The 21,957-nt window shown below is 53.7% G+C and carries 16 protein-coding genes; 3 read left to right on the forward strand and 13 right to left on the reverse strand.

What is annotated here, in order from left to right:
* Positions 1–161 precede the first annotated feature (161 nt).
* From PW792_10005 to PW792_10035, 7 genes are all read right to left on the reverse strand, one after another.
* Positions 162–2,213: a hypothetical protein gene (locus PW792_10005; protein MDE1162262.1), complete on the reverse strand. Its 2,052-nt coding sequence runs from the start codon at positions 2,211–2,213 to the stop codon at positions 162–164.
* Complete coding sequence (locus tag PW792_10010; GenBank protein MDE1162263.1) at positions 2,197–3,138, reverse strand: DMT family transporter; 942 nt, start codon at positions 3,136–3,138, stop codon at positions 2,197–2,199. The genes PW792_10005 and PW792_10010 overlap by 17 nt, the downstream gene beginning before the upstream one ends.
* Positions 3,135–4,541 carry a galactokinase family protein gene (locus PW792_10015; protein ID MDE1162264.1) on the reverse strand — a complete coding sequence of 469 codons (1,407 nt, stop codon included), beginning with the start codon at positions 4,539–4,541 and terminating at the stop codon, positions 3,135–3,137. Before PW792_10015 ends, PW792_10010 begins: the two co-directional genes overlap by 4 nt.
* A complete protein-coding gene (locus tag PW792_10020) occupies positions 4,538–5,728 on the reverse strand; it encodes a DegT/DnrJ/EryC1/StrS family aminotransferase (GenBank protein ID MDE1162265.1) in 1,191 nt (396 codons plus the stop codon). The genes PW792_10015 and PW792_10020 overlap by 4 nt, the downstream gene beginning before the upstream one ends.
* On the reverse strand, positions 5,706–6,599 hold the full coding sequence (locus PW792_10025; protein ID MDE1162266.1) for an NAD(P)-dependent oxidoreductase: 894 nt from the start codon (positions 6,597–6,599) through the stop codon (positions 5,706–5,708). The genes PW792_10020 and PW792_10025 overlap by 23 nt, the downstream gene beginning before the upstream one ends.
* A gap of 121 nt (positions 6,600–6,720) precedes the next feature.
* Entirely contained in the window at positions 6,721–10,002 is a 3,282-nt protein-coding gene (locus tag PW792_10030; protein MDE1162267.1) for a TonB-dependent receptor, read from the reverse strand.
* A gap of 114 nt (positions 10,003–10,116) precedes the next feature.
* Positions 10,117–10,899 carry a DeoR/GlpR family DNA-binding transcription regulator gene (locus PW792_10035; protein MDE1162268.1) on the reverse strand — a complete coding sequence of 261 codons (783 nt, stop codon included), beginning with the start codon at positions 10,897–10,899 and terminating at the stop codon, positions 10,117–10,119.
* A gap of 199 nt (positions 10,900–11,098) precedes the next feature.
* Here PW792_10035 and PW792_10040 point away from each other — a divergent pair, with 199 nt between their 5' ends.
* On the forward strand, positions 11,099–12,166 hold the full coding sequence (locus PW792_10040; protein MDE1162269.1) for a hypothetical protein: 1,068 nt from the start codon (positions 11,099–11,101) through the stop codon (positions 12,164–12,166).
* A 162-nt stretch (positions 12,167–12,328) separates the two neighbouring features.
* Here PW792_10040 and PW792_10045 read toward each other — a convergent pair whose 3' ends face one another.
* From PW792_10045 to PW792_10070, 6 genes are all read right to left on the reverse strand, one after another.
* On the reverse strand, positions 12,329–12,538 hold the full coding sequence (locus tag PW792_10045) for a hypothetical protein (protein ID MDE1162270.1): 210 nt from the start codon (positions 12,536–12,538) through the stop codon (positions 12,329–12,331).
* A 205-nt stretch (positions 12,539–12,743) separates the two neighbouring features.
* The gene (locus tag PW792_10050) at positions 12,744–15,917 is read right to left on the reverse strand and encodes an efflux RND transporter permease subunit (GenBank protein MDE1162271.1); all 3,174 of its coding nucleotides are present in this window, start codon (positions 15,915–15,917) and stop codon (positions 12,744–12,746) included.
* Between the two features lie 33 nt (positions 15,918–15,950).
* Entirely contained in the window at positions 15,951–17,168 is a 1,218-nt protein-coding gene (locus PW792_10055) for an efflux RND transporter periplasmic adaptor subunit (protein MDE1162272.1), read from the reverse strand.
* A gap of 14 nt (positions 17,169–17,182) precedes the next feature.
* Positions 17,183–18,493 carry a TolC family protein gene (locus tag PW792_10060; protein MDE1162273.1) on the reverse strand — a complete coding sequence of 437 codons (1,311 nt, stop codon included), beginning with the start codon at positions 18,491–18,493 and terminating at the stop codon, positions 17,183–17,185.
* Complete coding sequence (locus PW792_10065; protein ID MDE1162274.1) at positions 18,493–18,852, reverse strand: DUF190 domain-containing protein; 360 nt, start codon at positions 18,850–18,852, stop codon at positions 18,493–18,495. Before PW792_10065 ends, PW792_10060 begins: the two co-directional genes overlap by 1 nt.
* Positions 18,853–18,897: 45 nt before the next feature.
* Positions 18,898–19,656, reverse strand: a complete 759-nt coding sequence (locus tag PW792_10070) for a hypothetical protein (protein ID MDE1162275.1) — start codon at positions 19,654–19,656, stop codon at positions 18,898–18,900.
* 136 nt (positions 19,657–19,792) lie between these two features.
* Between PW792_10070 and PW792_10075 the strand changes: the two genes are divergently transcribed.
* Positions 19,793–20,500 carry a response regulator transcription factor gene (locus PW792_10075; protein MDE1162276.1) on the forward strand — a complete coding sequence of 236 codons (708 nt, stop codon included), beginning with the start codon at positions 19,793–19,795 and terminating at the stop codon, positions 20,498–20,500.
* Positions 20,497–21,936 (forward strand): ATP-binding protein, encoded by a 1,440-nt coding sequence (locus PW792_10080; GenBank protein MDE1162277.1) that lies wholly within the window; start codon positions 20,497–20,499, stop codon positions 21,934–21,936. Before PW792_10075 ends, PW792_10080 begins: the two co-directional genes overlap by 4 nt.
* Positions 21,937–21,957: the final 21 nt, after the last annotated feature.

Below are 21,957 nucleotides of genomic sequence, written 5' to 3' on the forward strand. Positions count from 1 at the left end.
GTTTATATTCCACCTTGCATCATTATTTCAATAGAAAATTCATTTCACCTATCAAACTTCAATCGTTCATCCTGACAGACGTTGAGGCTCACGCATCTTTACGCTCAAACACTTCAAGCCGACGCGTACGCAGTGTAAGGGCTTTCATATAGCCATTGGAGCTAAGGATGCGTGTAAGCCAAGTTGTCGAAACGGATATCCGTCCCGCCTTCCAACTCTACCGATACCTTCGAGCTTGCATCGCGCCATCCAGTTCGCAATCGGCGTAGCTCATGGGCATGTACAACGAAGTGGATCTCACGTATCTCCGGCGAGCGAAAAGTTATAGTGACGTCTTTTTCGCCACCGTTATAGACGTCCACACCCTGGAAGATCCGAGGAGCATAGAAGCTAAACTCAGCATGGATTCGCGCTGGATCGGCCAAGGATAAATTGAACGTGCCAAACTTCCCATACGGCACATCCATTTTCCATTCGCCGGCACCCCAATCGATTACACCCGAAGGATACTGCCCCACCAGCGGAGTTCCCGCAGCGAGATGAGGATCATCAAAGGTGATCAGTATGGGGGGCACCTGGTCGCTCTTGCCCTCGATATCGATGTCTCTTGAATGTATGTGGCGAATCCGTAGAGTCAGGTTCGTCTTATCGAACACGTACCCTTCCTCCGCAGTGTCCTTGCGCGCAGCAATCGGCTTGCCGCCAACCGTGATGGAGTCAGGTGTGAAGTTCAATCGCAAAACATCAGTCGAGTCCTCATCGAAGGTCGAGTAGGTAACCGCACCCGCACGGTAAGCGATCTTCGTTACGGGTGAAAGCGAGCCGAGAAGATGAGACTCATCTGCCGGAGCCCATTCAGGAATCGCCCAGAAGGCATCCATTATGCGACGCGGACCATCGGCAAATTCGTCTGTAAACCACCATTGATCGGCAAAGGGGGCGTGAGCGTTCTTCGACAGTCCCTGAAAATACGTCACAAAGTTGTAGGTGCGATAGGCAGCCTCTTTATAGGCCATATCCCCTGTCTTCGCGTAGTACATCGCTTCACTGGCAGCCAGTCGAGAACTGTGGCTGTCACAGCATTGTGGCGGAGGATTGCAGCAATACTCTTTCCCGTTTCCCTGTTCTGTTGTCACCATAGCACCGTGCACAATGTACTTTGGCCACATTGGCGTGGTCTTAACCCACTCAATCAATTTCCGCGAATGCTCTCGCCACTCTGGGTCTTTCTCAGGATGCAGAAGAAGATACCTCGCAAGCTCCAGCGGGATCACCTGATTCATATTTCCCGAGCTAGCCTGAACATCTTCAAAGTAGCCGAGCCATACATTGTTCTGCATCGGATATTTCATCAACCAGGACCACGCACCTTCACGCACGCGTGCGAATGAGGATACGTTTCCCTGATGAATGCGGATGAGCTCATCGAAAAGCATGATCGGCTCGACAACATTCGCGGAGTATCCAGAGAGCCCTTTTCCGCCTTGGACGCTGTTGTCTCGCGCAGAGCTCCGATACGGCCACGGCGAGTTCTTCTCATCGCCTGGCTTGAAGTTTTTGACCAGCGCATCGGCACAACGGATCGCAGCCTGTAGATACTTCGTATTGCCTGTCATTTCGTACAAACGCAGGTATCCGTACCCGTCCTCACCGACTACATGTGGCTCTACGAAGTCTTCTCCGTGCTCGCTCCATCCGCTATACCGACTCGCGCCGGGGTTTGCCGACGCATAAGGAACACGAGACCATGCATACCCCTCCGGGGTCAGGCCATTTTCGAGTTCATAATCGACGAAGTTCTGCAAAAACTCTAAGTTTTTTGAATCGCCTGTATACGGGTAGAGACGTTCGACAAAGCCCTGCATCATTGCGCGCAGATAGCCGGTCGAGTTTGCCCAATGATGATCAGGCATCATCTCAAACGTCGTGCGATCGAAGTCGAAACAACAGTAGTAATACGGTAGACGCTGACGGTTGTACTGATCCCATACGACCGTCCACTGCGATAAGAAATGCGAGGAGTACGAGTACCCGATATTGTCAGGCATCGGCCAAGGCAACAGCTTTCCCTGCGCATCCAATCGCACCGGCCGCCCCGCGATCGCATGCGCGTTCACAACAGTAGTCGTTGCAGAAAATTGCTGCGCCACTAAAACACATGTGCCGAAGACGCATGCAATCCAAACAGCAAAGAACTTAATAGCTCGTGTCATAACGCACCACCAAAAGTGTCGAAGCAAGTACGATTGCGGCTCCCGCCAGAGTAATGAGATTCACTCTCTCTCCGAGTAATGTTGCAGCCAGCACAACTCCAAAGACCGGAACCAGGTAGAGAGACGTCGAAGCGGTTGTCACATCAAGATGCTGCAGAGCCTTGAAGAAAAGTAGCATCGAGGCACCGTACATCAGCAACGCTAGAAAGAGGAATGCAGCAATAGCTTTCGCATCCAGTTGGCGAAGCATCGCGAAGTGAAATGGCTCTGCCCAAATCAACAGTGGGACACTCGCTAGCGATGCCGTGATGTAGCTGAAGATCAGAATTTCGATCTCCTGAAAGCGCTGCATCAACCCTTTGCAATACACGTTATAGAACGATGACCCGAGGCATCCTCCAAAGATCAGCAGGTTCCCGGTCAAAAATCGCATAGACCCGAATGACGCTTGGCGGAGGTCTCCGACAGACAGGAATGCGACGCCAACCAGACCAATCCCTAGTGAAGCTGTCCGCAGCAACGTCAACTTCTCGCGCAACATCACAGAGGCCAACACAGCGCTGATGACTGGAATCAGCAGGTTGAGGATTGCACCATTCGAAGCGAGCGATCGACTGATTCCCCACGTCATACCAAGCTGAGCGAGCATCTGCCCGCAGATGCCGGCGATGGCAAACTGCCCCCAGTCTTTGAGGGTCGGAGCGGACGAACCGGAGTTCTTGCGCCGCAGCATCACCAGCAACGGAAGAAGCAAGATCGTCGTGACGTAAAACGGAAGAAACGTGATCGCAATCGGTCCAAGATGCGGGTCAAGAAATTTCACCGCGATGCCTTGCCCCGACCAAATAAGAGAAGCCAGTGCGAGCAGAAAGAAATACCCTATCGTCTTCTGCCTCTCGGGTGCTGCCACTGCGGCCATCGTCATAGGGTCTCCTCGAAGAGCTTCGTCCCAAAGCGATCGGCACCCATGCTGCTTCCTTCAAAAACATATGGCTCGAAGGAGCGCAGCTTGCCATACTCTGCAACTACTTTGCGAAAAGCACTCTCTCCTTTGGAGGAGCCTAAGATCGCGACGGTGCCTCCAGCTCCACCGCCAGTTATCTTGGCGCCGTAGAGTTCACCATCGCCCGCGTATTCGCGTACGAGCTGAATGATTTGGTCGGTCGCCTCGCATCCCAGACCGCACTCCGTATACGACCAGTGCGATTGGAACATCAACTCGCCCATCTGACGAAAGGCCTTATCTCCAGACTCATCCGTAGATGCCCGCGCTAGCTCCACGAAGAGCTTGATGCGTTCATTTTCTTCGATGGCGTAGCGTGTGCAAGAACGTACCCTATACTTCACTCCCGGGCGGATCGTAGTGAATGGATCAGGATGTACCTTGTCCATCGCGAGAATTTCTTCACCAGAAAGATACTCCGGAAGGCATTGCTCATATTTCGAGCGAAAAACGGACGGGGCAATGTTCGAGAGATAGCCCTGCCATCGTGAATCCATGTATCTAGGAACCCGACCGCTATCGTCCAACACGATGGAAAGGCCTTCCCATTCGCAGATCATGCGATACCCGACGAATGCTGCCGCACGCGCGGCTTCATATTCAATGCCCGTTACAGCATGCCGTACGCCTGAATCGATTGCCCAACACTTCAGAGAATCGGACAACTTTACCAAAGGCATCGGCAGGCAGGGCTGACAAAGAAGCGGGAGAACATAGCCTTCATCTCCCAAAACAGATGCAGCCTGGTCCATGATGCCGCAGGCAGAGTCTGCGATAACGTTCTCAACCCACTGACAGGCTTCTGCAAGATCGATCCCATCAAGGACGATGCCATAGCACGCAGCAGCCGCCTTCATCGTTGCCACCTCTACAGCAGCCGACGAGCTTACACCTTTATTCAGAGGAACCTCGGAAGCAAGATAAACAGAGATACCCGTATTTGCCTGCGCGGCATATCGACTGCACAAGAAATAGATGACGCCGAGGACATACGATGTCCAACGTAGCGCCTCGCTTGACCCAACGAGACGCTTGACGGCCTCTGCATTCGCGATTTCATCCACCTCAAACGCAACCTGATCTATCCAACCTTCTGCTTTCACCTGCGGATTCCACAACACGATCCTGCGGTCATCGCGCTTCTGAGCTGCAGCCCATGTTGCTTCGCGAATCGTACTTTGGAAAACAACGCCGCCGGTGTAGTCAACGTTTCCTCCCATCAGGTCGAGTCGCCCCGGAGCGCGGCTCATGTGAATCGGAGAAGCGGCGGAGAAGTACTTCCCCTCCCCTCGCTGCTCAGAGATGGCAACGCTGAATTTCTTCATGCCAACTCCTTCACGCTGTCGACGACGTACTGCACAGCTTCATCCGACATTCGGGGATGAATTGGTAGACTCACATACTTCTCAAATAGCTTCTCCGCCACAGGGCACTCTCCCGGCGCATGGCCAAGGTTGCGATACGCCGTCGTGAGATGGATGGGCATGTAATGTGACCATGCTTTGATCCGCTTGTTCGTGTAGAGATTCCACATAAAGTCTTCCTTGGAGAGCGCAAACTCCGGCTCAACCAGTACGGCATACACATGGAAGACATGCTTGTCTTCAGGCGAAGAGATAGGCAGCGTCAGCCCCTTGATGCCGCGAAGACCTTCGGTATACATCGCCGCAATCTCAATCCTCCGCGCATTAAAGCTATCCAGTTTGCCAAGCTGCACCACACCCACCGCCGCTTGAGCATCCGTCATTCGATAGTTGAATCCAATTTCGTCGAAGTCGAGATACCAATACCTCTTGCCCATCGGAAGTACGGATTCATCCAGCGGCAAGTACTTGCCCTTAGGGTCATAGGTACGGCAGCACAACGAACGATGCGAGAGCATATTTTCATAGAGGCTCTTGTCGCTCGTGGTGAGCAACCCGCCTTCGCCCAGCGTCACCATGTTCTTCTGCTGATGAAAGCTGAAGACTGCGATGTCACCGAGCGATCCCGCTCGGCGTCCCTTGTAGTCCGCGCCTGCAGCGTGTGCAGCATCCTCAACGACGTAAATGCCACGAGGCTTTGCAAGCGCATTGAGGGCGTCCATATCCGCACATTGACCGTACAAATGCACGGGAACGATCGCCTTCGTGCGCGACGTAATCTTCTGCTCCACCGATGCCGGGTTAAGATTGAGCGTCACCGGGTCAACGTCCGCGAACACAACCTTCGCGCCGAGAACTGCCGCTGCGTTTGCAGTCGCAATCCAGCTAATCGGTGTCGTGATAACCTCGTCACCCGGCCCCACGCCTGCGGCAATCATCGATAGCTGCAAGGCTGTAGTGCCTGAGGTTACAGCCAGACCATAGACGGCGCCACTATATTTCGCGAACTCTTCTTCGAAGCGCTTCACCCATGGGCCACAAGAAGGAGCACCGGCCTGAAGTACTTCCAGCAGTACGTCACGCTCTTCTTGTCCATACAAAGAGCCATGTCCAAACTCGAGTTCATTAATTGCCTGAGGCAGCTTCATCAAAACACCTTTCGATTACCTGATTGCTAGGTTGAGCTTCAACTTTGAGAAGTTTGCGAAGCTTGTCGGTGAGTAGAAAGTGGTCTTCGCCACGTAGAGCGCGTCCGGGGATAGGCTCGTCCTGCGAGAGCGCAAGATCGGTGGAGAAACCTGCACGTGCCGCTAGACGTTTCCCTAGCTCATAGCGGGATATGCTGTCCGCCGCACCGACGTGATAGAGGCCGCTGACCGCCTCCCTCGCGAGCAGATCCACCATAAGCCTTGAAAGCGAGACAGCATCGATAGGGTTGCGCTCTTCACGACGTGGAAAGGCAATAGCCTCTCCCACGCTCCATTTCGCTACGAGCCGATCCAACATCGCATTCGTTCCGCTTCGGCCCGCGAATCCAAGTACCAGTGCAAAACGGATAATGATCGCCGATGGCACTAACAAAGTAACCGCATTCTCGGCCCAAGCCTTCGTCTCTCCGTATACGCTCAATGGGCTTACAGCATCTTCTTCCACATAGCCATGCTTCTTTCCATCGAACACAGCCGCTGTCGAGGTAAACAAGAGCTTTGCGTTTGAGCGCGCACAGGCGTTTGCAACATGCTCAACGCCATACGCGTTCGTAGCGAAGGCCTGTTCTGCATTGGACTCACAGCGATCAATGTCGGACATCGCAGCAAGCAATAGCACCGCATCAGGGCGCGCCCGCTCAAAGGCATGGCGCACACTGGCAGCATCTGCAATATCCACCGCGACACTTGCTTCTTGTGTCAGAGGGATACGGTCTCCTCGGATAGTCTCGAAAGTTTCTTCAGCCGCATGCACCGCATGCATCCCTAAGAATCCTCTCGATCCGACAATCAATAGTCTTTGCTTCTCCATCCCAATCCTCTTGCACCGACAATTACGTCGGCCACTCTCATCCCCTGTCTTCATCCGAAGGCAGGTGTTCTAAAAAACAGGGGCGGATAGAGCCCGAGCGGCCATCCGCCCCTGCCGCCGCTTAGAAAGACAACCTAAGTGCGAGTTGTAGCCTCCGATTGTCCGTAGAGGTTGACGTCACTTGACCTACAGCGGAGTCGCCAATGACGGAATCGGGAGCAGCAAAGTTGGGATGGTTGAAAGTATTGAAGGCATCCACACGGAACTCCAGGTGATAGCCATTCACAAGTTCAAAGAGCTTGGACAGAGAGGAATCGAGCTGCTGCTGCCCATCTGCATGGAGAGGATTCACTCCGGCCGTGCCATACGTCATGGAGTCGGTATGAACACTGAACGCGCTCGCATCGAACCACTTCGCCACCGTCGGATGACTTAGCGTCCCGTTGCCATTACGGTCTGGACGGTTTGTTTGACCATTGTTCAGCGAGGTCGTGTCATTCGTCGTCACATCAAAACGCGTACCGCTGCGAATATGTAGCAGCGCGGAGTACTCCCATCCGCCAATCACCGCATCCACAAAACGATTCACGTGTCCGAGGTACGCCTTGCCGCGGCCCACGGGCAGCGCTGTACGAAGCTGCGCATTGAAGATGTGCGCAATGTCCTGCTGCGTTGGACCGTAGTACTGGTTGATGTTGCCCTGATCCAAGTTGTTGCCATTCGCAAAGTTGCGACCATGCGCGTAGCTGGCATTGATGTAGGTCGAAGAACCAATGTTGGCAGCGAAACGCGCAGTGATTGCGTCATACCAGCTCCCGGCAACGGACTGCGAGATCGGTAGATCACCCAACTGCGGATACTTGGAATACAGCGGCCGCTTCGTGCTGTAGTCGACACCCTGCGCTACAGGGGGTGCCTGGTTGATATTCGTAGAGTGATTATTGTGCGAGCCGCGCACATTGAGATATCCAATATCCACGATCATGCCGGGACGAATCTCACGCTCTACGTTCAGCGTGCTCTGATCCACACGTTGGTTTTTCCAGTCAGGCGAGACACCGCGAATCAATGCATTATCTGGTAGTACTAGATTGCCCGATGTATCGTACTGTGCGTTTGCAATCGGCAAGCCGTCCGTCGAAAGCGTCAATGTTGGTGAAAGGTTATTCGGCGTCAGATAAACCGCCTTGGCATAGTTTGGATACGTGAGTCCTAAGATTGTCAGAGGGCCTGACCAATAGGCCATCCAGTAGGAAGTACCATACCCTGCGCGCACGCTGGTCTTCCCATGATCCGGGCTCCACACTGCGCCAACACGCGGACCCCAATTCTTCACATCGAGGTTCATTGACGGGCTGCGATTGTTCGCTGTTGCAACCACCAACTCATTCGTCCGCGTGTCCCAGTTCGACTCACGGTTATGACGCTCCACAGGGCGTGTGATCAGTTCATAGCGAAGCCCAACGTTGAACGTAAGCGATGAGGATACTTTGTAGTCGTCCTGTACATACCAGGCGTTTTGCCAAAATGTTTGATAAGGCGCACCGTTTACAAATCGAGCGCGTGCGCTGGCCGTCATGTTACCGAGAAGAAAGCTCGGATAGCCGATCGGTTGTACCGCAAGAGCATTATCTGAGTTGCCGCCACCGTCATAGCCCAGGCCATCATAAGAAGTCATGGCTTCGCTGAAGGTGAACGCTCCGCGAGGATTATCGCCACCGATCGTATCGGCAGATACAGACACCACGTGGTTAAGGTTCGTACCAAGCTTGATCGTGTGCTTACCTTTAACCCACGTAAAGTTGTCTGTGACCGCAATCGTGTTACTCACGATATAGCCCACCCAATCCGGCTGCGAAATGCCCGGTACGCCTTGCATGTTGAACTCCGCCAACCCTTGCGTACCGGAATCGCCAAGATTGCCGTTCGGAATACCGAAGCTGTTATTCCAGCTCTGAGAATTCCCCTTGGTACTTGTGCGCACATTTGAGCGGTTAAAAGCGAGACGGAGCTCATTCAGTTTCGTCGCACTAAAGCTAAATAAGTCAGACAACTGCATATTTTGATTGAATGTCTTTGAGTCAGCGCTGCCGTTCTGAAAGAACTGATTAACGTCGGTAGAGTTGTCCGCAACTGCGTCCAGCACCGAATAGCGAAAGAAGATGCGGTCACGGCTTGAGCGGTTGAAATCAATACGCCCATCAGCCTGGTGCACAGTCCCCTTCGACGTGGCAATGTACTTCAGGTTCTCGCTGATTCCCGGAAGGTTCGCCACTCCGAAGATCTTCGCCGCATTCATTGCGGCGGCAGCCGAATCCCAACGAGTTGCAGGGATGACATTGTTCGCAAACGGCGTTGCGCTTATTACATTGCCGTTCACATCAAATTGCCGCGTAGCCGGATCATAAATCTGACCATAGACATTTCCGGCGTCATCATGGCTACCCTGGATATAGAGTTCGGAAAAATCACCGGCTAGCATCTTCGCCGTGGGAGCGCTAGTGTAGCCGGGCGAACTTGTCTTCGCAATGGTGCCTTGATAATCGACGAAGAAGAAGAGCTTGTCCTTCAGAATCGGACCACCGAGTGCGCCACCAAATTGATTGCGACGAAACGGAGTCTTTGCCGAATCCCCTGCGAAGTAGTTGAGCGCATCCGTAGCCTCATTACGCAGAAACTCAAACGCTGCACCATGGAAGTCATTACTTCCAGACTTCGTAATGATGTTCACTACAGCACTGCCAGAGAAGCCAAATTCTGCGTTGTACTTTCCGGTGTAGACCTGCACCTCCTGCACGCCTTCAATCGGTGGAGTCACGCTGATATACGCGTTCTGCGGCTCGCGGTTTGGAACGCCCTCAATGTAGATCGTGTTCGCGTTCGCATCCACACCACCAATTGACGCAAGCTGCGGCCGCGACTGACCAATCGCAGAGCCACTTTCATCACCATTGGATCCGTAGTTGCCGCTGCCTACATCATTGTTCGCGCCCGGGATCAAATTCATCTGGTACAGCGGATTGCGATCCAAGTTTGGCAATGTATCGAGGTCTTTATGCGAGAAGGTCTGCGACAACTCGGAGGTCTCCGTCGCGACATTGACCTCGTTGGCACGCACACTCACAACCTGGCTCACATCGCCAACCTGTAGCGTAAAATTCACGCTGTGCGGAGCTCCTGCATTCACCACAACCTGCAGTTCTACTGCCTTGCGGAAGCCGTCTTGCTGTGCCTCAACATGGTATGTACCTGGCACCAGAAAGTTCAGCAGGAAGTTGCCCCCTGCAGAGGTCACGCCTTTGGTAATAACGCTCGTCGCATCGTTTGTCGCAGTGACATGGACACCGCTCACTACAGCGCCGCTTGCGTCTGTAACGGTACCCGTAATTTTTCCGGTATTCATCTGAGCGAAGAGATTTCGCGAACACCCGAGAAGGAAAATCGCGCACAGTAAAGCCTTGCGTCGCATAAACACAGTTCTCCTAAATTGGATCTGTACGGATAACCTTCTCGGGTGTTATTCCGCGATAATGACGTGGTTCGTGCTTCGCAGCTTTTTCAGATCAGCTGTCTTAATTCCGTGGTCCGTGATAACCAAATCGCATTGCTCTACCGAACAAAAGCGATACACCGCTTCGACTCCGACCTTGCTACTGTCGATGACCAAAACTCGCTGCTTGCCCGCTTGCAGAATCGCCTTGGACATTTCAGGGTCGTAGTTCATCACCCCTTTACGCAGAGATAACGCTGCAGCACCGAAGAATGCTCGATCCGCATAGATGTTCCCTAAGGCCTCTTCGGTCACATTGCCGCACACGTCATGGCTGACGCGGCGATAGACGCCGCCAGTCAGGCGCACCTGGATACCAGGGCTGCCCGCGAGTTCTTCCAGAATCGCCAGAGAAGTCGTAATGACGACGAGATTCTTCTTCGATACAAGGTGCCTTGCAATGTAACGAGTCGTTGTACCGGAGTCCAGCACAATCGTCTCGCCTTCCTGCACAAGCGCTGCTGCTGCACGCCCTAGCGCGTCCTTCTCTTGGGACATCTCTCCAGAGCGTTCGAGGAATGTCCGCTCCATGGATCCGGAAGGAGCCACCATCGCTCCGCCGGGCGTACGGATGACGAGACTTGCGTCGCTCAACTTATGCAACACACGACGCACCGTCATCTCAGAAACAGCGAACTCCTCCGCAATCGCGCTGATCCCTGCCGTCCCCTTCTCTTTGAGGTAAAGCAGAATCTCGTTTTGCCGTTCCTCTGGGTTCAGAGCATTCGCGTTTTTGTTATTTTTTTTCATATCTTCCGTTGAAAAGAAACACTACACAACGAACAATAACGCGTCAACACTTATTTAACATCTCCCCATAAAACCTCACCTATTAAGCGTTTACAGGAATAATGCCATCGCTCAGCACACCCAGCGACCGCGCGCACACATGCTCAGAAGGCACGGCCGATGTGTTAGAAAATAACAACCGTGCGGAACACTGAAAAGCATGACGCAACGGACCGATCTGATAACCGAGAACGTTGGAGACTTTATGCAAGATACCGATTGGCTGCTGAACTCTATCCGTTCCATTCATGCAGCCGTGCGCAAGAGCGTTGTTGAAGCCTGCGAAAACTCCCTGCTGACGAGCCTGTCCGAGGTAGCCGACGATAGTGACGGTGACACGATTTACGCGGTCGACAGGATTAGCGAAGAGATGCTCGTTGAGCTCTTTGAGCGTGAGGTCGCTTCACGCGTTCCGATCGTACTCATCGCGGAAGGACTTTCTGAAGGCAAGATCGTACTGCCACGAGGCAGTAATGAGGCTGATGCCGTTTGGCGCATCATCGCCGACCCCATTGATGGCACTAGATTGCTGATGTACCAGAAACGCAGCGCCTGGATTCTCACAGGTGTGGCACCCAATCGCGGAGAAGAGACTAACCTGTCAGAGATCGTGCTTGCCGTGCAAACGGAGATTCCGCTCATCAAGCAACACCTCAGCGATGTACTTTGGGCCAGACGAGGAGAAGGTGCTCAGGCCGAGCGCTTCAACCGCCTCACGCAGCAGAGCACTCCCCTCCACCTGCAGCCGTCCAAGTCGCCTGACCTCGCACATGGATTTGCCTCTGTGACGCGTTTCTTCGCCGGCGGACGCGATATTCTTGCAGCGGTTGACGATCAGATATGCTTCTCCACGCTTGGTCCCGGCCGCGAAGGAAAAGCGCAATCTTTTGAAGACCAATACCTCTCAACGGGCGGCCAGCTCTACGAGTTGATGGTGGGCCACGACCGCTTTCAAGCAGATTTGCGCCCTCTACTCACGAACATACTGCGTGAGCGTGGGTTGCCGCCAGCACTATGCTGTCATCCGTACGACCTCTGCACTGAGATGATTGCCCGTGAAGCAGGAGTACTAGTGCTAGATGACGCTGGCCACCCAATGTCTGCACCGATGAACTTAACGGCCGATATCAGCTGGGTTGGATACGCCAACAGCACGTTGCGTAAGAACATCGAACCGCTATTGCTGCATGCGCTCGAGGAGTATGGCTTAGAACGGACTAAAACTTAGAGCCCTAGCTCGACTGATGAAGGCGCACTTCTACAGACTCAGGTCAGGAGGAACTGTTGACGACGAACAGCGCTAGACCGTTAGCAGATCACCAAGCAGCAGCCTTACCTCAAAGTTGCGAAACTGCCGTATTCAAGAGGACGCCGCCAAACCCCCACTCCATCACCTGGCAAGCTCGGCGAGCAGACAGAGACTGCCCCCGGCCGGGGCGTGGATGGTCACTGTCACCGTCTGCGAACCGCTGTTGGCAACGAGCGTTGCTAGAGAGAACGCTGCCGTGGCTCCTGCAGACTCGTTGCGGTAAAGATCACCGCATCCGGAAAGCTGCCGCACGACGGGCTCACGCACATGACCGTTCGCGCCTTCGCGCACCAAGCAGTCTGTTTTAGTCGTTCAGTATTTGTGCGGACCATAGCAGCTATTCGGGCTAAGTCTCAAGCTACAGAGCTGATACGGCTTCGCCGCGCAAAAAGCCGCGCAACCACTGACAGCACGAAACGATAGCGCTAGAAGCCTTCTGAACGCAGATGGCACACATTGAGTAAGATATTGATTCTCAATCGTGCACGGTTCCCGATTATGCGTGATGCGCTTCCACCTCAGTCTTATTCCGGTAGACGAGAAAGAATCCCGCAGGCACCAGAAATACCGTCAAGATTACTGAAACCGTTAGACCACCGATAAGAGCCTGAGCGAGGGGGGCGTAAGCTTCACTGCCTGCTCCCAGCTTGAGCGCCATAGGCAACAAACCAATGAGAGTTGCAAGAGATGTCATCAGGATTGGACGTAGACGAACCCGGCACGAAGTGGAGATGGCTTCTCGAACAGCCATTCCTTCCTTCATGAGGTGGTGCGCAAACTCTACGATAAGGATGCTGTTTGACAACGCAATACCCGCCAGCATAACCACGCCCATGAGCGACATGACGTTCAGCGTCGTACCCCAGAGAAGCAAAGCTACGATGACACCCGTAATACCCGGCGGCAATGCAAGCAGGATGATGAAGGGATCGATGAACGAGCGGAACTGCGCCACAAGGATGAGAAAGAGCAGCAGAACGGAAAGCGTGAGGCCGATGGCAAAACTCTTGAACGAAGCGTTCATCGAGTTCACGCTACCCGTCAGCATTACGTCGACACCATGCGGAGGATGGGCCGAAGCGACGATCTTATTGATCTCGTCGGTAATCTTATTCAGGCTTTCCTTCTGCGGTCTTACATAAATATCCACGAAACGACGAATCTGCGTGTGGTCCATCTCTGTAGGAGCCTTGAACTGCTGGATACTAGCAACCATATCCAGGCGCGTTGGTGAAGTGATGTTCTTACCATGCAGCGGAATGGCCTTTAGATCTTCGAGTGACTTCACCTGTCCTTCCTTGTACTGAACCGTCAGGAAGTAGTTGTTGCCACTCTTCGGATCGATCCAAACGCTCGGCGCAATCATCTGGTTGGATGTGAGAGCGGTGATGACGTTCGAGACAATCTCCTTCTCGGTTAACCCCAACTCGTCCGCACGCGTACGGTCGATCGCAATTCGCAGTGATGGATAATCAATGTCCTGTGGAATATAGACGTCCGCCACGCCATTGACTTGGCGCACCTTCTCAGCAATCGCTTGCGCTGTCTTGTAATCGCCTGTCATGTCATTACCGGCAACACGGATATCGATCGGTGCCGGTGCCCCCATATTCAGCACGCCATCAACCAGGCTGCCACTTGAGAAGAATGTCTGCAACTCTGGCATTTGCTTCGCGAGCGCAGCCTTCACTTTATCGATATAAACATAACTGCTAACCGTGTGGTCTTCGGCAAGCGCTACCTGCGTGAAACCAGTGTGCATAGCCGAGTTCGGTGTGAAGAGCGCAGAGAAGCCAGGATCCACGCCGATGTTCGTCAGCGTTAAAGCCATGTCATGCTTCGAGACGATGCTGCGAACGATGCTCTCCACCTTCGCCGCTTCCGCTTCGGTGTCGGTCAGCTTCGTTCCAGAAGGAGCCTTGAAGTTGATCACAAACTGTCCCGCATCTGTACGAGGAAAAAAAGAAAGACCGAGCAACGGGAACAACAGTAAGCTGAGTAGAAAGACAACACCCGTTCCTGCAAGTACAGTCTTCGGCGCTTCCAAGACTTTCTGTACAAGCGCATCATAACGTCGCAGCATTGCGTCGAAGCCATTTGTAAATTTCGCATTAAAGCGAGCGCCGAAGTTAGGCTTCTTCGTCGACTCCGCGGCAACAGCATACTTGCCCTCTGCGGATTCGTGAACTGTATCTCCATGCGGACTCTTGATGAAGCGTGCGCAGAAGAGTGGTACAACCGTAAGCGCCACGAAATACGAAGCAAACAAAGAGATGACAACGGCAAGCGCAAGCGCTGAGAAGAGGAACTTGCTGACGCCGTACAGCATCGTAACCGGGAAGAACACAACTACAGTAGTCAGAGTTCCAGCGAGCACGGGAAGAGCTACTTCCTGCCCCCCCTTCTCTGCGGCCACCTCCGGCGCTTCCCCGCCCTCAAGGTGTCTGAAGATATTTTCCAGCACAACGACAGAGTTATCGATAAGTCGTGAAAGCGCCAGTGCGAGACCACCTAGCACCATGCTGTTAATGGAGCTTCCCGTCAGCTTCAGGATGAAGAAGGTCGTCAGCAGCGACAGCGGAATCGAGAAGAAGACCGCAAGCGTAGCTCGCATACTACCGAGGAAGATCAAGATCATGAGGCAGGTCAGGAACAGCCCAACGCCACCTTCATGCAGCAAGGTCTCAATTGCCGTTTTGACGAAGCGCGACTGATCAAACACAACACTCGTCTTCAGCGAGGATGGAACGTCATATAGTTTCTTCAGCGTAGAGCGCACACCCTCCACAATCTTGATGGTGTTCGAGTCAGCGCCTGCCTTGAAAATAGGGAGATAGACTGCCCGCTGCCCATTCACGCGCACCACGTTAAACTGACGGCTGAACGAGTCTTGCGGTGTGGCAACATCTCCCACACGAACGGGAGACTGGCCCACCATTTTCAACGGAACAGTAGCAATATCCGCAGCCCCACCGAGCATCGAGTTCGTGTAGAGATCGTAGTCATTACGGCCAATCTCCACATCACCAGCCGGAAGAATCACGTTTGCCTCGTTCACCGCGCGAACTACATCCATAGGGCTGAGCTGATTCGCTTCCAGTTTGTATGGGTCGGCGTACAGCATGATCTGACGCCAGCGCCCACCGAACGGCTGCGGTACAGACGCGCCGTCGACACTAGCAAGCTGATTACGAACAACGTTCTGTGCGAGATCCTTTAGCTTACTTTCATCCAGGCCTGCTCCAGAAAGAGTGATGAGCGATACAGGGATACTCGCAGCATCCTGCTTCAGAATTACAGGAGGGTAGGTTCCTGGCGGCATATCGCGAAGATCGCTCATCGCGAGAGATGAAATCGTCGCCGCATCTGCATCAGGGTCGCTTCCGGCGCGGAAGTAAACCTTAATGAGGCTGACACCTGGCAACGAGCGCGACTCCATATGATCAATACCACTGGCAAGCGTAAACTGCCGCTCAAGGTGATACGTAATATTGGTTTCGATCTGAGCAGGTGGCATACCCGAGTAGAACGTTGCCACTGCGACCACCGGCAGATTGACCGCTGGAAACATATCGACAGGCATGTCTGAGGCACTGACCGTGCCCAGGATCATCATGACCAGACAAAGAACCACAATCAAATAGGGGTTTCGAATGGAAAATCCCGGCATGTTTCCTCGCTCTTTCTGCTAACCGAACTGTTGCTAGTTGCTTGCCGCGCTGGTTTCATAGGTAGCAACTTGTGCCTGCACCTTCTCGCCATCAGAGAGACCGGTGTGCCGACCCACCACCACCTGATCGCCCGACTTCAGGCCAGACAGTACTTCCAGTCGTGTCGCGGTCTGTAGTCCCGTAGTCACCTGCACAACGTGGATGATGCCATCACGAACAACATAAGCTTGCTCGACACTTGAGCCCAATCCGTCAACACCATCAATAGGAAGGCTTATAACGCCGGGCCGATCTGCGAGGTGGAGATGAACTTCGGCGTACATTCCCGGCAGCAGGCTCCCGTCTGCATTGGGCACATCCACCTGCGTATCCATCGTGCGCGTGGCCATTTGCACGGAGCCAGCAAATCGCGCAATTTTCCCCTTTATAACCCTCGGAGGATTCGACACATTTACATCTACGGCCTGCCCGTTCTTAACCTCAGCCGCATCCGTCACCGGTACCGGTAGCGTGAGCCGAAGAACGTTGTACTGTGCGAGTCTCACTACAGGCATCGCCTGCGACTGCGAAGAGATACCTGCTTGGATCATCGATCCCGTATTCGCATAACGCTTTGTTACTATGCCATCGAATGGAGCACGAATCGTGGTGTACTGCATCATTGCGCTGGCACGAGCATATTCTGAATCCGCTGCGGACTTCGACTCCTGTGCTGCCTGTAACTCAGACTTTGCACTCGCAACTTGCGCCACGGCCTCAGCATCGCGAGACTCCGCTACATCCACTTCCTGCCGGGGAACCAGCCCCTTGTTTTTCGTGGCAACATTATTGATGCGTTGATACGAGAGATGAGCGATCTTTGCCTGTGCTTCGGCACGCTGAATACCCGCCTGCGCGGTCACGACATTGGCCTGTGCTGCAGCCACGCCGGCTTTCGCCTTTTGCACCTCATCCTGAATTTCAGGGGCTTCCAATACCGCGAGCACTTCGCCAGCTCGTACATGCGAACCAATATCTACACGAATGCTGCGGACATATCCAGCAACTTTCGCCATCACGTCTACATCCTGAAAAGGCTGAAACTCCGCGGAGAGCACGACATTATTTTGCAACGTAGCAGGAGCAACTATCGCCACCGGGACCGTCGGAGTTTCGGCCACCGGCGGAGGAGCCGATTTGCAGGCCGTAAGAAAACTGGCACAAGAAGCGGTCACAAGACCGATTGCAAGAGCGCACCCTTTGTTTGCCATACCGTGTGGTCCTTTCAATTCAAAAGCCCTGCTGCGAAATCGAGTTCTGCACGACGTGTGAGATAGGTGTAGTTCGCATCGGCAAAGCTGATCTCCGCAGAAGTCTCATTCACCTGCGCTTCGTTCAACTCAACGATGCTGCCAAGACCAGAGTCATAGCGAGCCTGTGCCAGACGTAACGCTTCTTTGCTTTGCGTCACGAGACGCGCCGTCACATCAAGGCTTTGGAATGCTTCATTAGCGCGCTGCCAGCAATTACGAACCTGCTCGGTGACTTCAAGATGAAGCTCTTTTACATCATTCGCACGTGCCATCGCCTCGGACTCGGCTTCAGCGCGACGAGCAGCGAACAGACCACCATTGAAGATGGGAATGTTGAGGTTGAATCCGACTGCGGCATAGTTATCGTGCAATGTGTGGTCGTGATAGGGGATTTGCCCAGCAGTGCCGCCCAGGCCAAGCGTGGGGTAGGCGAGGCGCTTGTCTGCCGAAGCAAGCTGCTGCGCTGCATGCTGTTCAGATTCAGCCGCGTGAAGGTCTGCACGCTGGCCTTGCGCAGTGGATTGAAGATCGTCTGGGCTTGGCGGAAGAGCCGCGGGCGCATCAGGATTAATCAGCGGAATTTTAATTATTTGCGCGGCACCCATTGCCGTTGCAAGATGAGCGCGCTGCTGTGCCACGTCGCTCTTGGCCCGTACGACAGCGAGGTCCGCTTCGCTTGCCAGAACTTCTGCAAAGTTCACATCAACCGTGGAACGAAGTTCGTTCTGAGCGAGAGCATTCAATTGGCGAGCAACGAGATGCCGATTTGATTGTGCTGCTTCTGCGGCACGCAAAACCGCCTCTGCTCCGAGTACTTGATAGTAGGTAGTACGAACGTTGAGACGAACCCGCGCTTTCGTCAGCGTGGCAAGGTCATCCTGCGCCTGTGCGTTTGCACGGGAACTGCCAACCAATGCGCTTGTGCGACCAAAGTCGGTGACGAGTTGCGTAAGCTGTCCCCCGTAGGCGAATCGATCAGATATGGCTGAGGTGGTGAGTGCACCCGCCGCCGTAGAGCTACCTGTGTCAGCAACCTCAACACCAGTAGCGTTGAAGCTCGCCGTTGGAAAATACGCCGATCGCGTCTCGCGAACTCTCGCCTTAGCCGCCCGCGCGCGTAATTGCGCTGCCATCATCCGAGGTTGATTTGCGACCGCGATAGACTCTGCCTGAGAGAGCGACAATGGCACTGAAGCCGTCTGCACTTGCGGCTCTTGTGCATACAAATTTGAAGAAGTAATAGCAAAGGCAAAGGCAAGAACGAGCGTTCTGGTCCAGAACATTAAGCGATCACCTTTTCCGATCCAGCGATGCTCTTCAATATCTCAGTGGGATGAGCCTCGACCAGGCCGTCAGTGACAAGATCCAGCAACGCGGGCATGATCGCCTCAACCTTTTCTGGTACCTCGATAAAGATGATAATGACGGGGAGATGCAATCCTGAGACATCTCCCTCGTCGCTCTTATGCAGACGTCCATGCGAGCCGAAGCCCGCATACGGATGAATCACGGTCGCACCACCAACCCCAATGCCCTTTTCCTGAAGGAATAGCAGTATCTCATCGCGCAGGAAGCCATGCTTGGCACCTGTATCTTTATTGAGATAGATCGTTACTTTGATAGCTGGTCCAAGTGGCAGCATGAAACGCCTCCGTGATCGTGAAATGGACTATTGGTGGAAAGTTCTCTACAGCTTCGACTCGAGCAGAGCCGTCGTATGCTTCCAGATCTTAGGTGTTCCATGCGTCGACACCAGAACGATGCGAGATGCATCAAAGCGTGTCAACGAGGTCTGCGAGAAGCCGTAGAGTCCGCAAGCGGAAGCCGAGAAGACAGATACTGGCTGCTCTGTACCCCCTGCATCGCAGCGCACAGCGTCCCTTGCATTCGCCAGCAAATGTGCGAAGGTACCGCTTTTCTTGTTGTAACCAACGACATCGCCGTTTGCGTCGCGGATCTCATTCTGAGAGGGCGTCAATAGATCGCCACCAACCTGTGTCGTCGTGGCGAGAGAGTCAAGGTCACTAGCCCTTGGCTCTTCTGCGCTCTCAGTAGCCAGAGGACTCGCCATCGCGCGCAAAGAAACATGCAGAGGAATGCTCTGTCCCTGCACCTCAAGTGAGTCGATCTGAATCTCGAGCGCTCCGGGTTTCTGCTTTGCGTACGGAGTGCTGTCGTAAGCGAAAGCCGTGGATGCGACAACGTGCCCCTTGACGACTGCTCCGGACGCAACCTTCCGCCCATCAGCTAGGTGAATATCTTGTATCGTCTTTGCCAAGACCACGTCGCCGGGCTTTACATGCACGGCACTGATCGTCTTGGTGAACGTGATCGGCAGCGTTGCCTGATCCGGCAGATGGGCAGGGCTAGCGGTAGCGGCATGGCTCTGAGCAGTCAAATCACTGGCCAGAACCAGCAAAAGCGGGGCAAATTTGAGAAACACCATGTCGACTCCTCTTGCTTGGTACAAGACGAAGTGGAACATCTTCTTTCCTTACAGAATTCTGACATTTCCCTTACAAATAGGAAGGAGCAAGCTCTTTTCGTCTCAGTGTTGCCTATCATTGAGAGAGGAGACACGCGTGTCCAACGCATTGCAGCAGTCACACATCCTCGTCATAGAGGACGACAACAAACTGGCAACCGCGCTGGTCTCCGGCATTGAGGCGGAGGGTTACCGCGTCTCTCGTGCGTCCTCAGCAGAGGAAGGCTTCTTCCTGCTTCACAGCAATCTCCCGGACCTGCTCCTGCTAGACGTCACGCTGCCCCAGAGGAATGGTCTCGACTTACTACGGCAGATCCGCCGAGATCACATCGACGTCCGCATTCTCATGCTCACCTCGCATAACACCGTCGAGGATCGCGTGGAAGGACTGAACCTCGGAGCAGATGATTACCTCGGTAAACCGTTCTCGTTTCCAGAACTACTCGCCCGCATCGGTGCTCTACTGCGTCGCATTCTTCCGGAAAAAGTATCTGATGAACTTTCCATCGCAGACCTTCGGCTAAATACGCGCACGCGTGCCGCTGTGCGAGCAGGCAAGTCCTTGGAACTCTCACAACGAGAGTTCGATCTCTTGCTTTATCTAGCTGAGAATGGCGGCCGTACAGTGTCGCGCGAGATGCTCGCACGACATGTCTGGAAGGAAAGTTCTCGCTTCACCCCTCTGGATAATGTGATCGACGTCCAGATGGCTCGCCTCCGCAAGAAGGTCGACGACGATCATTCCGTTAGGCTTCTTCACACAGTCCGCGGCCTTGGCTTCAGCCTTCGGGAGCCAGAGGCATGAACTGGCGTTTTGCAAAGCAGATTCGTAGTCGCCTGACCATCTGGTACATCACAGTTCTTGCCATTGTGCTTGTAGTGTACGTCGTACTGGTCTTCTCTTTTCAATACGGCTTCGTACACAACCAAATCTTCCACGACGAAGTACAGGATGTGGTCACAGTCGAAGGCCTACTGTACTTTGATAAGAGCGGGCACCTTGAGCTTGAACAAAGCTACTTCAGCCATCCGCAATCGCACCTGCTGATTGATCGCTTGATGGAGGTGCGTGATCCATCAGGAGTGATCCTCTACAAGACACCTAACCTCAACGGCGCGTCACTGGGCGGCCCTGTAGTACCAAACGAAGGTTCGAAGAGCTTCAATCCTCGCATCGTGAGAATGTCAGATGGCACTCACATTTCGGTAATAAGCCACGTTCACACCCTCAAGGGGAAAAAACTCCTCATACGTCTGGGATACAGCCTTGCTCCTTTTCGAGAGCGAATGGCACAGTTCCTCGGGCTGTTACTGATCGCTTTGCCCATTGCTCTCGTCATCGCAGGTTTGGCAGGCTACCAGATTGCCAAAAGAGCCTTCAAGCCTCTCGAAGAAATGGCTCAAAGAGCAAAACTCATTACAGCCCGTAACCTTCACGACCGTCTCCATATCGAGAATCCCGATGATGAACTCGGACATATGGCAGCAGTTCTTAACGAACTTTTGAATCGTCTGGATGAAGCGTTTTCACAACTCCACAACTTCACCGGGGACGCCGCCCATGAATTGCGCGCTCCCATGGCCGCAATCCGTACCATCGGTGAGGTTGCGTTGCGCCGAGAAGAGATAGGTATCAACGATAAAGAGTCAATTGCCAGCATCCTTGAGGAGACCGCGCGGCTCGATGAAACCATCGGAGGACTTCTACTACTAGCCAAAGCAGAGTCAGCACAATCCGCCGGGCCAAATACATTCTCGCTCGTGGGAGTTGTCAACGAAGTCACAGAGATACTCGATGTGCTCGCCGACGAACGAGAGATTCGGCTCGTCACGCAAATCAACGACACGGCCAGCCTTGCTTTGACCGGTGATCGCAGCCTTATTCGCAGCGCGGTGATGAACGTTATTCATAATGCGATAAAGTTCGCGCCAGACGGCTCGGTTGTCACAGTTGTATACCGCATCGCGCACGATCAAGGCGAGCAAATCGAGCTAGTGGTTCAAGATGAGGGCCCCGGTGTGGATCATTCGGAACTAGATGCGATCTTCGGTCGTTTTTACACGAGCCCGCGAAAGCAGACGGCAGCTAACAGCGGTACCGGTCTAGGACTATCAATCGTGCAGTTGGTTGTGCAGAGGTCAGGCGGCCAGGTCTTCTTCGACCCGAACGCTCTTGTGGGAGCGCGCTGCGTCATTCGTTTCCCCGCCCATACTAGACAAGAAAACAATATCCCCGTGTAGACTTGGCCTGATCGATCTGAC

The sequence above is a fragment of the Acidobacteriaceae bacterium genome, from assembly GCA_028283655.1.
Classification (GTDB): Bacteria; Acidobacteriota; Terriglobia; order Terriglobales; family Acidobacteriaceae; genus Granulicella.

Excerpts from the sequence above, each read along its gene's own strand:
- PW792_10005 (MDE1162262.1), bottom strand. The coding sequence starts at position 2,213 with ATGACACGAGCTATTAAGTTCTTTGCTGTTTGGATTGCATGCGTCTTC.
- PW792_10010 (MDE1162263.1), bottom strand. The coding sequence starts at position 3,138 with ATGACGATGGCCGCAGTGGCAGCACCCGAGAGGCAGAAGACGATAGGG.
- PW792_10015 (MDE1162264.1), bottom strand. The coding sequence starts at position 4,541 with ATGAAGAAATTCAGCGTTGCCATCTCTGAGCAGCGAGGGGAGGGGAAG.
- PW792_10020 (MDE1162265.1), bottom strand. The coding sequence starts at position 5,728 with ATGAAGCTGCCTCAGGCAATTAATGAACTCGAGTTTGGACATGGCTCT.
- PW792_10025 (MDE1162266.1), bottom strand. The coding sequence starts at position 6,599 with ATGGAGAAGCAAAGACTATTGATTGTCGGATCGAGAGGATTCTTAGGG.
- PW792_10030 (MDE1162267.1), bottom strand. The coding sequence starts at position 10,002 with ATGAATACCGGAAAAATTACGGGTACCGTTACAGACGCAAGCGGCGCT.
- PW792_10035 (MDE1162268.1), bottom strand. The coding sequence starts at position 10,899 with ATGAAAAAAAATAACAAAAACGCGAATGCTCTGAACCCAGAGGAACGG.
- PW792_10040 (MDE1162269.1), top strand. The coding sequence starts at position 11,099 with ATGACGCAACGGACCGATCTGATAACCGAGAACGTTGGAGACTTTATG.
- PW792_10050 (MDE1162271.1), bottom strand. The coding sequence starts at position 15,917 with ATGCCGGGATTTTCCATTCGAAACCCCTATTTGATTGTGGTTCTTTGT.
- PW792_10055 (MDE1162272.1), bottom strand. The coding sequence starts at position 17,168 with ATGGCAAACAAAGGGTGCGCTCTTGCAATCGGTCTTGTGACCGCTTCT.
- PW792_10060 (MDE1162273.1), bottom strand. The coding sequence starts at position 18,493 with ATGTTCTGGACCAGAACGCTCGTTCTTGCCTTTGCCTTTGCTATTACT.
- PW792_10065 (MDE1162274.1), bottom strand. The coding sequence starts at position 18,852 with ATGCTGCCACTTGGACCAGCTATCAAAGTAACGATCTATCTCAATAAA.
- PW792_10070 (MDE1162275.1), bottom strand. The coding sequence starts at position 19,656 with ATGGTGTTTCTCAAATTTGCCCCGCTTTTGCTGGTTCTGGCCAGTGAT.
- PW792_10080 (MDE1162277.1), top strand. The coding sequence starts at position 20,497 with ATGAACTGGCGTTTTGCAAAGCAGATTCGTAGTCGCCTGACCATCTGG.